The following is a 12,728-nucleotide window of genomic DNA, read 5'->3' as shown; positions in this document are numbered from 1 at the left end:
GGGGGCGGGTGGTTTTCTCTTTTTTTTTTGCTCGCCGTCCGCCGCCGCGGTGGGGGGGGGGGGGGGGGGGGGGGGGGCCCGCGGGGGGGGGGCGCGGCCCCCCCCACCGCCGGACATGGGGAGCGACGATGCACCACGCCACTGCAGACCACCACCACTCGACCGGACGCACGGGCCTCTGGCTCGTCGGCGCCCACGGTTCGGTCGCCACGACGGCCACCCTCGGCCTGGCGGCGCTCGCCGAGGGCCATTCCCCCGCGACGGGCTGCATCACCGCGGGGCCCGGGTTCGAGAACGTCCCGATGCCCGCGTTCGGCGACATCGTCGTCGGCGGGCACGACCTCTCCCCCACGACGATGACCAAGCGCGCGGAGAGCCTCGTCGAGGCCGGGATGATCCCGCCGCGGCTCCTGGCGGCCACGCACCACGCGCTCGAGGCCGCCGACGCCGACGTCCGCACCGGCTACGACCCGGCCGAGCACCGGGGCAGCCAGCAGGACGCCGCCGACCGGCTCGCCGCCGACATCACCGCGTTCCGCGACCGGCACGACCTCGCGCGCGTGGTGGTCGTCGACGTGTCCGCGACGGAGCCCCCCGTCACCCCGGCCCGCGAGCACGACGACGTGGCCGCCCTGCGCACCGCACTCACCGACCCGGGCCGCGCCGTCCTGCCGGCGTCGTCCGTCTCCGCGTACGCCGCCGTGCTCGCCGGCGCCCCGTACGCCGCGTTCACGCCGTCGGCCGGGATGTCCCTGCCCGCCCTCACCGAGCTGGCCACCGAGGCCGGGCTCCCCGTCGCGGGACAGGACGGCAAGACCGGGCAGACGTGGCTGCGCACCGTCCTCGCGCCGGCCTTCGCCGCCCGGGGCCTGCGCGTGCTGTCGTGGGCGGGCACCAACCTGCTCGGCGGCGGCGACGGCGCGACCCTCGCCGACCCCGAGGCCGTGCGGAGCAAGCTCGCCTCGAAGACCCGCGGCCTGCGCGACCTCACCGGCAGCGCGGTCACGCCCCTGCACATCGACAACGTGCCCGACCTCGGCGACACGAAGGTCGCGTGGGACCACGTGCACGTCGAGGGGTTCCTGGGCTCGCGCCTGACCCTGCAGACCACGTGGAGCGCCTACGACTCGATGCTCGCCGCCCCGATGGTGCTCGACCTGGCCCGGCTGCTCGCCCTCGCCCACTCGGCCGGCGTGGCCGGCCCCGTCCCGGAGCTCGGGTTCTTCTTCAAGGACCCCTGGGCGTCCGAGGTGCACGACGCCGCCACCCAGGCCGCGGACCTCGCCGCGTGGGCGGTGCGCACGGCCGACCAGGCGCGCCGGTGACGCCCCGCGACGTCGCCGAGCTCGTCCGCGCGCCGGCGGCGCTGTCGGTCCTCGGCGACACGCTCGCCGGCATGGCGTCGGCGCCCGGACGCATCCCCGCCCGCCGTCGGGTGCTCCTGCCGACCGCGTCGGCGTGCCTGTACCTGGGCGGCATGGCGCTCAACGACTACGCCGACCGCGACCTGGACGCGATCGAGCGGCCCGAGCGGCCGATCCCCTCGGGCCGAGTCACGCCCCGCCAGGCGCTCGGGACCGGCGCCGCCCTCACGGGCGCCGGCGTGACGCTGGCCGCGCTCGGCGGCGGGCGGAAGGCGCTGGCCGTCGCCGTGCCCCTGGCCGCGTGCGTCCTCACCTACGACCTGGTGGCGAAGGACAGCCCGTCGGGCCCGCTCGTCATGGCCGCCTGCCGCGGCCTCGACGTGCTCCTCGGCGCGGCGCCGACCGGGGTGCGTCCCGCGCTGCCCGCGGCGGCCGCGCTGGCCGTGCACACCCTCGGCGTCACCGTGCTCTCCCGCGGGGAGGTGCACGGCACGACGACGGCGGTCGGCACGTCCGCGGCCGTGACCTCGGCCGTCGTCGCCGCCGGGACGGTCGCGGCGGCGCTCGCTCGCCCCGCGGCCGGCCCCGCCGGGAGGTGGGCCCGCCGGGGCGCGGTCGCCGCGGCGTCCGCGTACGCGGCCGCGTGCCTCCCCGGCCAGGTCCGCGCGGCCCGGGACCGCTCCGCCGGCGCGGCGCGGTCGGCGACGAAGGCCGGGATCCAGGCGATGGTGCCGCTCCAGGCGGCGTGGGCGCTGCGCGGCGGTCGGCTCGAGGCCGTGGCGCTCGCGGGCGTCGCGGTCGTCGGCGGCGCGCTGCTGCGCCGGCGGGGCCGGGTGAGCATCACGTGACCGCCGCCACCACCGCCTCCACGACGACCACGCGGCCCGGGTTCCGCCTCGGGTACGGCACCAACGGGTTCGGCGACCACCCGCTGGCGACGGCGCTCGACGTGCTGGACGACGTCGGGTACGACGCCGTCGCGCTGACCCTGGGGTTCCCGCACCTCGACCCGTTCGCGCCCGACGCTGACGCGCAGGTGGCCCGCGTCGCCGAGCGCCTCGCGCGGATGCGGGGCGGCGCGGGGGCCGCCGTCGTCGTCGAGACCGGCACCCGGTACCTGCTCGACCCGTGGGTCAAGCACCGCCCCACCCTCGTCGACGCCGAGGCCGACGCGCGGCTGCGGTACCTGGAGCGGGCCGTCGACGTGGCGGCCGCCCTCGACGCCGAGTGCGTGTCGTTCTTCTCCGGCATCCTGCCCGCCGGGGACCGGCCCGCCGAGGGGTGGGCGCGGCTGCGCGACCGGCTGCCCCGCCTGCTCGAGCACGCGCGGGCGCGCGGGGTGCGCCTGTCACTGGAGCCCGAGCCCGGCATGCTCGTCGAGACCGTCGACGACGCGCTGCGGCTGCGCGACGACCTCGGCGTCGCGGGGGACGACCTGGGCCTCACGGTCGACGTCGGCCACTGCCTGGTGGTCGAGCCCGACGGGGTGGTCGGCGCCCTGCGCGCCGCCGCGCCGCACCTGGCCAACGTGCAGCTCGACGACATGCCCGCCACCCACCACGAGCACCGCCCGTTCGGCGAGGGCGAGCTCGACCTGCCCCTGGTGCTCGCCACGCTGGCGGAGCTCGGCTACGCCGGCGTCGCCGCGGTCGAGCTCCCCCGGCACTCCCACGACGCACCGCACCTCGCCCGCCGCAGCCTGACAGCGCTGCACCACGCGTGGCGGACGGCGTCCACGCGCGAGACGTCCACGACCACGGAGGTCCGACCATGACACCCATCCCCACCAGCGAGGCGACCGCCTGGCTCGAGCAGGCCCGCGCGGACGTCGCGCGCGACCCCGACGCCGTCACGCGCGCGTTCGCCCTCGCCCCCCGCCGCGTGGGCCGGGCCCCGCTGCACCCCGAGACAGACCCGGCCGGCGTCGTGCGCGGCACCGTCGACGACGCCGCCCGGGCCGAGCTCGTCGTCGCGCTCGCCGCCTCGTCCGGCGACGGGCTCGCCGACCGGCTCGCCACCCTCTACCGCGGCGGCGACGCGGCCGAGCGCCGCGGCGTGCTGCGCGGGCTCGACGCGCTCGCGGGGAACGGCGACCTCCCGGACGACGTCGTCGCGACGGGCGTCGAGCTCGCCGAGGACGCGCTGCGCACGAACGACCAGGCGCTGGTCGCGGCCGCCACCGGGACGTTCGGGTCGCGGTACCTCGACCAGCACACCTGGCGGCACGCCGTCCTCAAGCTCGTGTTCATGGGGGTGAGCCTCGACGCCGTCGCCGACCTGGGCTCCCGCGCGGACCCCGAGCTCGCCCGCATGGCCACCGACTTCGCCGCCGAACGACGGGCCGCCGGCCGGGTCGTCCCCCCGGACGTCGACCGGCTGATCCCCACGACCACCACCCAGGAGTGAGCATGCGCATCCTCGACCCCCACATCCACATGACGAGCCGCACCACGGACGACTACGAGGCCATGTACGCCGCCGGCGTGCGCGTCGTCGTCGAGCCGGCGTTCTGGCTCGGCCAGCCGCGCACCTCGGTCGGGTCGTTCTGCGACTACTTCGACGCCCTCCTCGGCTGGGAGCGGTTCCGCGCCGCGCAGTTCGGCATCCGGCACCACGCGACGATCGCGCTGAACCCCAAGGAGGCGAACGACCCGCGCTGCCGGGCCGTGCTCGACGAGATCCCCCGCTACCTGCTCAAGGACGGCGTCGTCGCAGTCGGCGAGGTCGGGTACGACTCCATGACCCCCGCCGAGGACGAGGTGTTCGCCGCCCAGCTGCAGCTCGCGCGCGAGGCCGGCCTGCCCGTCCTCGTGCACACCCCGCACCGGGACAAGCTCGCGGGCACCCGGCGCACGCTGGACGTGGTGCGCGAGTCCGGCCTGCCGCCCGAGATGGTGCTCGTCGACCACCTCAACGAGACCAACGTCGCGATGGTGCGCGACGCCGGCTGCTGGGCCGGGTTCTCCATCTACCCGGACACGAAGATGGACGAGGACCGGATGGTCGCCCTCCTGCGCGAGCACGGCACCGAGCGCATGATCGTGAACTCCGCCGCCGACTGGGGCCGCTCCGACCCGCTGAAGACCGCCCGCACGGGGCACGCGATGCTCGACGACGGGTTCACCGACGACGACGTCGACCAGGTGCTCTGGCGCAACCCCGTGGAGTTCTACGAGCAGTCGGGGAACCTGGTGCTCGACCCGATCCCCGGCTTCGTCCCGGGCGAGGCCGCGAGCGCCACGTTCGAGGGCTCCTCCGTCCTTCGCGGCGCACGGGTCTGAGGGGCACGCGATGCTGCTCTCCTACTGCACCAACGTCCACCCCGCCGAGGACCTCGACGGCGTGCTCGACCAGCTGGTCCGCACCGCCGGGCCGGTCCGCGAGGCCGCCGGGCTCCCGACGCTCGGCGTGGGCCTCTGGCTCCCCGCCGCGCTGGCGCACCGGCTCGACCGGTCCCCCGAGGACCGCGACCGGCTGCGCCGCGTGCTCGCCGAGCACCACCTCGTGGTCCACACGCTCAACGCCTTCCCGTACGGGGGGTTCCACGACGAGGTCGTCAAGCACGCCGTCTACTCCCCCACGTGGGCGGAGCGGGCGCGCCTGAACTACGTGCTCGCGTGCGCCCGGGTGCTCGCCGACCTGCTGCCGGACGGCGTGGACGGCTCGATCTCCACGCTGCCGCTGGCGTGGCGCGCGCCGTGGACGCCCGCGGACGACGACGAGGCCACCCGCGCGTTCGCCACCATGTCCCGCGGCCTGCGCGACCTGGCCGAGAGCACGGGGCGGACGGTCCGCGTCGCCGTCGAGCCCGAGCCCGGCTGCGTCCTCGACACCGTGGACGACGTCGTGGCCTGGCTCGCGGCCCGCACCGCGCCGGACGTGCCGGCCGAGCGACGCATCGACCCCGAGCACGTCGGGGTCTGCCTCGACACGTGCCACCTGGCCGTGTCGTTCGCGGACCCGGCCGCCGCCGTCGCGCGCATCACGGGCGCGGGCCTGCGCGTGGTCAAGGTCCAGGCGTCCGCCGCGCTGCACGTCGGCGACCCGAGCGACCCCGCCGCGCGGGAGGCCGTCGCCCGGTTCGCCGAGACCCGGTACCTGCACCAGGTCCGCGAGCAGGGGGCCGACGGCGCGGTCGCCGGCGCCGACGACCTGCCCGAGGCGTTGGCGGGCCGCCTCCCGGCCGACGGCCCGTGGCGGGTGCACTTCCACGTGCCGCTGCACCACGCGCCCGCCGCCCCCCTGGCCGCGACCACCGACGTGCTGCGCGCCGCCGTCGCGGCCGTCGCGGCGGCACCGCACGGCGACCGGGCGCACCTGGACGTCGAGACCTACACGTGGTCGGTGCTCCCCGCCGACGTCCGCCCCGAGGGCCCTGCCGAGCTGGTCGAGGGCATCGCGGCGGAGCTGCGCTGGGCGCGCGACCACCTCGGCGGCGGGTCCGCCGAGCCGGGCACCACCACGAGCACCATCCCCCTGAACGCGAGGAGCGTCGCATGAAGCCCGTCCTGCTGCTCGACGTCGTCGGGCTGACCACCCGCGCCCTGGCGCAGATGCCGCGCCTGCGCCGCCTGGCCGCCGGCGGCTGGTCCTCCGGGCTCGCGACAGTGCTGCCGGCCGTGACCTGCAGCGTCCAGTCGACCATGCTCACCGGCCTGATGCCGGCGCAGCACGGCGCCGTCGGCAACGGGTGGTACTTCCGGGGCCTCGGCGACGTCTACCTCTGGCGCCAGCACAACCGCCTCGTGGCCGGGGAGAAGCTCTGGGAGGCGGGCCGCAAGGCCTCCCCCGAGTACTCCGCCGCGAACGTGTGCTGGTGGTACGCGATGGGGATGACCACCGAGGTCACCGTCACCCCGCGGCCGATCTACCACGCCGACGGCCGCAAGTCGCCCGACGCGTACGTGCGCCCGGCGGCCCTGCACGACGAGCTGGTGGGCCGGTTCGGCGAGTTCCCCCTGTTCACCTACTGGGGGCCGACCGCGTCGATCGACTCGAGCCGCTGGATCATCGGCGCCACCGGCCACGTCCTGAGGGGGCGCGCCGACGACCTCACGATGGCGTACGTGCCGCACCTCGACTACGACCTGCAGCGGTTCGGCCCGGACTCGCCGCAGGCCGACGCCGCCGCGGCCGAGCTCGACGTCGCGCTCACCCCGCTCCTCGACCAGGCGGAGGCCGACGGCGTCACCGTCGTGGTCGTGTCGGAGTACGGGATCGCGGGCGCGGACCGGCCGGTGCACCTCAACCGGCTACTGCGCCGCGAAGGGCTGCTCCAGGTGTACGTGCAGGACGGGCGCGAGCAGCTCGACCCGTGGGCGTCGCGCGCGTTCGCCGTGTCCGACCACCAGGTCGCGCACGTGTACGTCGCCGACGAGTCCGACGTCCCGCGGGTCGCCGACCTGCTGCGCTCCGTCCCCGGCGTCGACGAGGTGCTGGACCGCGAGGCGCAGGCCCGGTACGGGCTCGACCACGAGCGCTCCGGCGAGCTCGTCGTCGTCGCGGAGCCCGGGGCCTGGTTCACGTACTACTTCTGGCTCGACGACGCCCGCGCCCCGGAGTACGCGCGCGGCGTCGACATCCACCGCAAGCCGGGCTACGACCCCGCCGAGCTGTTCTTCGACCCGGCGGACCCGCTCGCCAAGGCGAAGGCTGGCCTGAACCTGGTGAAGAAGAAGCTGGGGCTGCGGTACGCGATGAGCACCGTGCCGCTCGACCCGTCCTGCGTGCGCGGCACCCACGGCCGGCTGCCGACCTCGTCCGCGGACACGCCGCTCATCCTCTGCTCCGACGCCGCGGTGCCCGCGTCGGTCGCCGCGCTCGTCGCGGCGGACGACCGCCAGGTGCCCGCTACCGCGGTCAAGGACCTCGTGCTGGAGCTGCAGGGGCACGCCGCCCTCACGGCGCGGTAGGCCGCACGGTCCGCCCCCGCACGGCAGAGCGGGACGCCACCTCCAGGTGGCGTCCCGCTCTGCCGTCGGCCGGCTCGACGCTCGGCCCGGCGCTCGGCTCAGGCCTTGGCGCGCAGGCCCAGGATCGCGTCGGCGCTGCGGCCGGCGTTGCCGAGCGAGTCGACCGCGTTCGGCGGCTCGGCGACCTGGGCGGCGTTGTCCTGCTCCCAGATCCCGTGCTGCCGGCCGGAGCCCTCGAGCGCGCTGAGGAACCCCGTGTAGTCGATGGTGCCCGCGCCGAACTCGACCATGTCGTAGCCCGCCCCGGACTCCGGGTTCGCCTTGCCGTCCTTGAGGTGGAACAGCGGGTACTTCTCCCGGTGCGCGAGCACGTAGTCGACCGGGTTGAACCCCGGGTACCGGTGCTGGCCCACGAACGCCCAGTACACGTCCATCTCCAGGTAGACCGTCGGGTCCGTGTTCTCGAGGAAGACGTCGTACAGCCGCACCGACGGGTCGTCGGTGGCGAACCCGAACTCGCCGTCGTGGTTGTGCTGGTAGAACTTCAGGCCGCGCGCGGCCGCGGCCGCCCCGAAGCCGTTGAACTGCTCGGCGGCCGCGAGGTAGCCGGCCACGGTCCGGTTGCCCGACGGCGCGTTCGCCGTCCCGACGTGGGCCATCCCGAGCGTCTCGGCGATGTCGAGCTCGGCCTCCATGTTGGAGGCGAAGTCGCCGATCCCGCGGTGCGAGCCGACGGCGACGAGGCCGTTGTCGTCGAGCAGCGTGCGGATCTCCTGCGGCGTGATGGCGCCGACGGCGCCCTGCGTGTACCCGGCGAACTCGATCTCGGCGTACCCGAGGGCCGAGAGCCGCTCGAACACCGCGCGGAACCCGAGCGACGACACCTTGTCCCGGATGGAGTACAGCTGGATGCCCAGCTTGCCCGGCGGCACCAGCCGCCGCCCGGGCGGGGCCGCCGCCGTCGTCCCCGCGAGCGCCGGAGCGGCGCCGCCGACCACGCCGGCCCCCACGGCGACGGTGGACCCCGCGAGGCGGAGGAACGTCCTGCGGTCGACCTCGGAACGGATGCTCATCATGATCTCCTTCGATCAGCGGTCGTGCGATCAGGGTCGTGCGAACAGTGGCCGTGCGATCGGGTGCCGTGCTGTCAGGGTCGTGCGGTCACTTGGTGGAGAACGCCGCGTCGAACGCGGCGTCCGGTGCGTCGAACGCGAGGCGCCGCACCAGCTCGAGCGCCTCGGGGGCGCCGACGAGCCGGTCCATCCCGGCGTCCTCCCACTCGATCGAGATGGGGCCCGCGTACCCGATGGTGTTGAGCATCCGGAAGGCGTCCTCCCAGGGCACGTCGCCGTGCCCCGTGGAGATGAAGTCCCAGCCGCGCCGCGGGTCCGCCCACGGCAGGTGGGAGGACAGGCGCCCGTTGCGGCCGTTGCCCATCCGCTTCTTCGTGTCCTTGCAGTCCACGTGGTAGATGCGGTCCTTGAAGTCCCACAGGAAGCTCACCGGGTCGAGGTCCTGCCACACCATGTGCGACGGGTCCCAGTTGAGCCCGAACGCCTCGCGGTGCCCGATCGCCTCGAGGGTCCGGACCGTGGTCCAGTAGTCGTAGGCGATCTCGCTGGGGTGCACCTCGTGCGCGAAGCGCACTCCCTCGCCGTCGAAGACGTCGAGGATCGGGTTCCAGCGGTCGGCGAAGTCCTGGTAGCCCGCCTCGACCATGGCCTCCGAGGCCGGCGGGAACATCGCCACGTACTTCCAGATCGACGACCCGGTGAACCCGACGACCGTGTCGACGCCGAGCCGCCGCGCCAGGCGCGCGGTGTTCTTCATCTCCTCGGCCGCGCGCTGCCGCACGCCCTCCGGGTCGCCGTCGCCCCACACGACGTCCGGCAGGATGTCGCGGTGCCGCTCGTCGATCGGGTCGTCGCAGACGGCCTGGCCCTTGAGGTGGTTGGAGATGGCGTACACCTTCAGGCCGTGCCGGTCCAGCAGGTCGAGCCGGGACCGGACGTACGCGTCGTCGTCCCACCGCCACGGGTCGAGGTGGTCGCCCCAGCAGGCGAGCTCGAGGCCGTCGTAGCCCCAGCCCGACGCGAGCCGGGCCACCTCCTCCAGCGGCAGGTCGGCCCACTGGCCCGTGAACAGGGTGATCGGTCGTGCCATGGTGATTCCTCTCGTTCTCAGCTGCCCGCCGGGCCGGCGCTCGCGCCCGCGCCGACGAAGTCGATCCAGTTGACGTTCGACTGGCCGGCCGTCTGCACGAAGTAGAGCGTCCCCGTGCCCGCCGGGACGTCGTGCAGGTCGGTGGTGACGTCCGTGTACGTCTGCCACTCCCCCGTGGCCGGGACGGTCACGCTCCCGATCTCCGGGCCATCGGGCGCGCCCCACCGGACCGAGATCGGCCCGCCGCCGCCCGGGGAGGCCGCGCGCAGCGTGATCGAGTCGATGCCCGACAGGCTGACCGGGTCGTATGCCCACCAGTCGCCCGGCTCGATGAAGCCGATGTTCTGGCCGCCGCCCGCGGAGTCGCCGGTGGTCTCGCGCTGCACGCCCGGGTCACCGGTGCTGGTGGAACCCTCCAGCCGGCCCGTCGAGGTGAAGAACTCCGCCTGCTTGTGCTTCGGCTGCAGCACCTGGAGATCGAGCGCCGTCAGCGGGACGCCCGCCTTGCCGCCGTCGTCGGTGTACTGCGCCTCGAGCGTCCAGAACAGGTTCGCGGACGCGTCGTGCCCGCCGTCGGCGGTCGTGGTGAGCACGCCCGTGCAGCCGGTGAGCTCCTCCATCGGGTGGGAGTGCACGTCGTGGCCGAGTCCCGTGTGCAGCACGACCTTCTCGCACTGGGCGGCCTTGGCCTTCTTGCCCTGCGGGCCGTCCGGGTCGGTGACGGTCACCGTGTACGGGATCGTGTCGCCCCACTCGAAGAACGCGCCGTCGTCCGGGAAGGAGATCGTCACCGTGGGCGCGACGTTGCCCACCACGATCTCCAGGTTGGCCACGCCGGTGCTCCCGTCGGGCGCGGTGGCCGTGAGCTGGACCGCATAGGACCCGTTCCTCTTGAAGACGTGGGTCGGGTCCGCCTCGGTCGACGTGGTCCCGTCGCCGAAGTCCCAGGCCAGCTCGAGGGACTCGCCGCCGGGGTGGCGGGTGCCGTCGGAGGAGAACGTCACCGTCAGCGGCCCGGACCCGTTGGTCACGTCGGCGCTCGCCTTGGCGATCGGCGACGGGTTGCCCTGCGTGTACTCGACCCGGTAGATGCCGCTGGAGTCGTTGTTGCCGCCGAACTCCGAGCCCCAGTCGATGACGTACAGCGCGCCGTCGGGACCGAAGTCCATGTCCATCGGGCGGTCGAACCCGGCGGACCGGTCCAGCACGCCCGGCAGCACGCGGTTGACGTCCACGACGTCGTCACGCTGCTCGCCGGCGAGCTGGAAGGAGTAGACCTTGCCCTGGTTCCACTCGCCGAACAGCGCCTTGCCGTCCCAGGCGGCGGGCCACTTCACGTCGGAGTCGAGCTCGGGGTCGTACTGGTAGGCGGGACCGGCCATGGGCGCGCCGCCCCCGCCGATCTCCGGGAAGTCCGGGTTGCCCGAGCTCGTGTACCAGACCTCGGCCTCGACGGCCGGGGGCAGCTGCTGCAGGCCCGTGTTGTTGGGGGAGTCGTTGACGACGCCGGCGGCGCAGTCGAACGTCGCGCCAGACGTGCCGGTGGCGAAGTCGTAGTCGACGTACCCGGTGTTCGCGCCGGTGCAGTACGGCCAGCCGTAGAAGCCCGGCTCGGACACCATGTTCCACTCCACCGCGCCCTGCGGGCCGCGCGCCGGGTCGGCCGCGCCCGCGTCGGGGCCGTAGTCGGCCACCATGACGTGGTTCGACTCCGGGTCGATGCCGATCCGGAACGGGTTGCGGAAGCCCATCGCGTAGATCTCGGGCCGCGTCTTCCCGTCCGTGTCGTCCGCCTCGGGGAACAGGTTGCCCGCCGGGACCGTGTACGTGCCGTCGGCCTCGGGGTGGATGCGCAGCACCTTGCCCCGCAGGTCGTTCGAGTTGGCGGCGGACCGCTGGGCGTCGAAGTTCTCGCGGCCGGGCCGCTCGTCGATCGGGTCGAAGCCGCTCGACTCGAACGGGTCCGTGTTGTCGCCCGTCACCAGGTAGAGGTTGCCGTCGGCGTCGAACTGCATGTCGCCGCCGGCGTGGCAGCACCGGTCGCGCTGCGTGGTGACCTTGAGCATCGGGGTCTCGCTCGCCAGGTCGATGGTCCCCGTGGCGTCGTCGTAGACGTACCGCGAGAGCCTGTTGTGGGGACCGTCGGAGCCGACGTCCTCGGGCGACCAGTACAGGTACACCCAGCCGTTGGCGGCGAAGTCCGGGTCCAGGACGATGCCGAGCAGCCCGTCCTCGTTGGCGAGGGTGACGGGCAGCGTCGCGGCCGTCGTCGTCTTGTCCGTCTCCGGCGAGATGGTCTGCACGCGGCCGTCACGCTCCACGTAGAAGACGGTCCCGTCCGGCGCGACGTCGAGCAGCATCGGGTTGGACGTGTTCTCGTCCAGCGGCACCGACTGGAAGCTCGCCGACTGCGTCGCGTTGCAGTCCGCGTCCATCACGCCGGCCGCCGTCTGGATCCCGCCCAGCAGCTGGGAGAGGAACTCCGGCTCCGCGTAGGACTCCTTGGTGTGCCCGCCGCCGGTGTACCAGGACCGCCCACCGTCGTACACCTGGCACCAGGTCAGCGGGTGGTCGGCGCCCATCGCGACGTCGCCCGGGTCGTAGCTCTCCTCGTCCAGGCTGGCGAGCACGTGCACCGTGTCCCGCGGGTTGCTGCGGAAGCTGTACCACTCGTCGAACCGGTCCCAGCGCTGCGGCAGACCCGCCGTCGACGGGTGCGCCGGGTCCTCGACCACCACGGTCGCGTCCTGCTGCGCCGGGTGCCCCTTGAAGTACGCGCCGACCAGCTCGCCGTACCAGGGCCAGTCGTACTCGGTGTCCGACGCCGCGTGGACGCCGGCGTACCCGCCGCCGTCCTCGATGTACCGCTCGAACGCCGCCTGCTGGTCCGCGTCGAGCACGTCGCCCGTCGTGGACAGGAACACGACCACCTCGTACTGCGCGAGGTTGGCGTCGGTGAACGCGCCCGCGTCCTCCGTGGCCGTCACCGTGAAGCCGTGCTCCGCGCCGAGCTGCGTGATCGCGGCGACGCCCGTCTCGATCGAGTCGTGGCGGAACGCGGCCGTCTTGCTGAACACGAGCGCGTCGAAGGGCTCGGCCTCCGCCGCGGCCCGGGGCACGGCCGCGGGCGCCTGGGCGGCCGGGGCCGCCGTCGGCGACGCCTGGGCGACCCCGACCGCGGTCAGCGGCACGGACAGCGTCAGGGCGGTGGCCGCCGCCAGAAGGCGGCGTCTGGGCACGGTGCGCATCGGATCTCCTCGTCGAGGTCGGACTTGCAGGGCCTTGCCGG

Annotated in this window: 10 protein-coding genes; 7 read left to right on the top strand and 3 right to left on the bottom strand. The window is 74.4% G+C overall.

Annotation, left to right across the window (positions count from 1 at the left end):
- Positions 1-128 precede the first annotated feature (128 nt).
- From ACFWDO_RS14080 to ACFWDO_RS14050, 7 genes are read left to right on the top strand one after another with little or no spacing between them, the layout of a single operon-like run.
- On the top strand, positions 129-1,325 hold the full coding sequence (locus ACFWDO_RS14080) for an inositol-3-phosphate synthase (RefSeq protein ID WP_380325517.1): 1,197 nt from the start codon (positions 129-131) through the stop codon (positions 1,323-1,325).
- Entirely contained in the window at positions 1,322-2,212 is an 891-nt protein-coding gene (locus tag ACFWDO_RS14075) for an SCO3242 family prenyltransferase (RefSeq protein ID WP_380325520.1), read from the top strand. Before ACFWDO_RS14080 ends, ACFWDO_RS14075 begins: the two co-directional genes overlap by 4 nt.
- Positions 2,209-3,138: a sugar phosphate isomerase/epimerase family protein gene (locus tag ACFWDO_RS14070; RefSeq protein WP_380325523.1), complete on the top strand. Its 930-nt coding sequence runs from the start codon at positions 2,209-2,211 to the stop codon at positions 3,136-3,138. The genes ACFWDO_RS14075 and ACFWDO_RS14070 overlap by 4 nt, the downstream gene beginning before the upstream one ends.
- Positions 3,135-3,770, top strand: coding sequence for an EboA domain-containing protein (locus tag ACFWDO_RS14065; protein ID WP_380325526.1), 636 nt, complete (start codon positions 3,135-3,137; stop codon positions 3,768-3,770). The genes ACFWDO_RS14070 and ACFWDO_RS14065 overlap by 4 nt, the downstream gene beginning before the upstream one ends.
- Before the next feature lie 2 nt (positions 3,771-3,772).
- Positions 3,773-4,645, top strand: coding sequence for a TatD family hydrolase (locus ACFWDO_RS14060; RefSeq protein WP_380325529.1), 873 nt, complete (start codon positions 3,773-3,775; stop codon positions 4,643-4,645).
- Between the two features lie 10 nt (positions 4,646-4,655).
- Positions 4,656-5,864 carry a metabolite traffic protein EboE gene (gene eboE / locus ACFWDO_RS14055; protein WP_380325532.1) on the top strand — a complete coding sequence of 403 codons (1,209 nt, stop codon included), beginning with the start codon at positions 4,656-4,658 and terminating at the stop codon, positions 5,862-5,864.
- Complete coding sequence (locus ACFWDO_RS14050; protein ID WP_380325535.1) at positions 5,861-7,276, top strand: alkaline phosphatase family protein; 1,416 nt, start codon at positions 5,861-5,863, stop codon at positions 7,274-7,276. The genes eboE and ACFWDO_RS14050 overlap by 4 nt, the downstream gene beginning before the upstream one ends.
- 98 nt (positions 7,277-7,374) lie before the next feature.
- Here the strand turns inward: ACFWDO_RS14050 and ACFWDO_RS14045 are convergent, their stop codons facing one another.
- The 3 genes from ACFWDO_RS14045 to ACFWDO_RS14035 form a co-directional block, all read right to left on the bottom strand.
- Complete coding sequence (locus ACFWDO_RS14045) at positions 7,375-8,349, bottom strand: sugar phosphate isomerase/epimerase family protein (RefSeq protein ID WP_380320802.1); 975 nt, start codon at positions 8,347-8,349, stop codon at positions 7,375-7,377.
- 88 nt (positions 8,350-8,437) lie between these two features.
- Positions 8,438-9,439, bottom strand: coding sequence for a sugar phosphate isomerase/epimerase family protein (locus tag ACFWDO_RS14040; RefSeq protein WP_380320799.1), 1,002 nt, complete (start codon positions 9,437-9,439; stop codon positions 8,438-8,440).
- Between the two features lie 17 nt (positions 9,440-9,456).
- Complete coding sequence (locus ACFWDO_RS14035) at positions 9,457-12,687, bottom strand: ThuA domain-containing protein (protein WP_380320796.1); 3,231 nt, start codon at positions 12,685-12,687, stop codon at positions 9,457-9,459.
- Positions 12,688-12,728: the final 41 nt, after the last annotated feature.

It is taken from the genome of Isoptericola sp. NPDC060185 (assembly GCF_042728595.1).
In the GTDB taxonomy this organism is placed as follows: domain Bacteria; phylum Actinomycetota; class Actinomycetes; order Actinomycetales; family Cellulomonadaceae; genus Isoptericola.
Note: the sequence above shows the minus strand (reverse complement) of the source record. Positions and strands in the feature narration are given on the sequence as shown.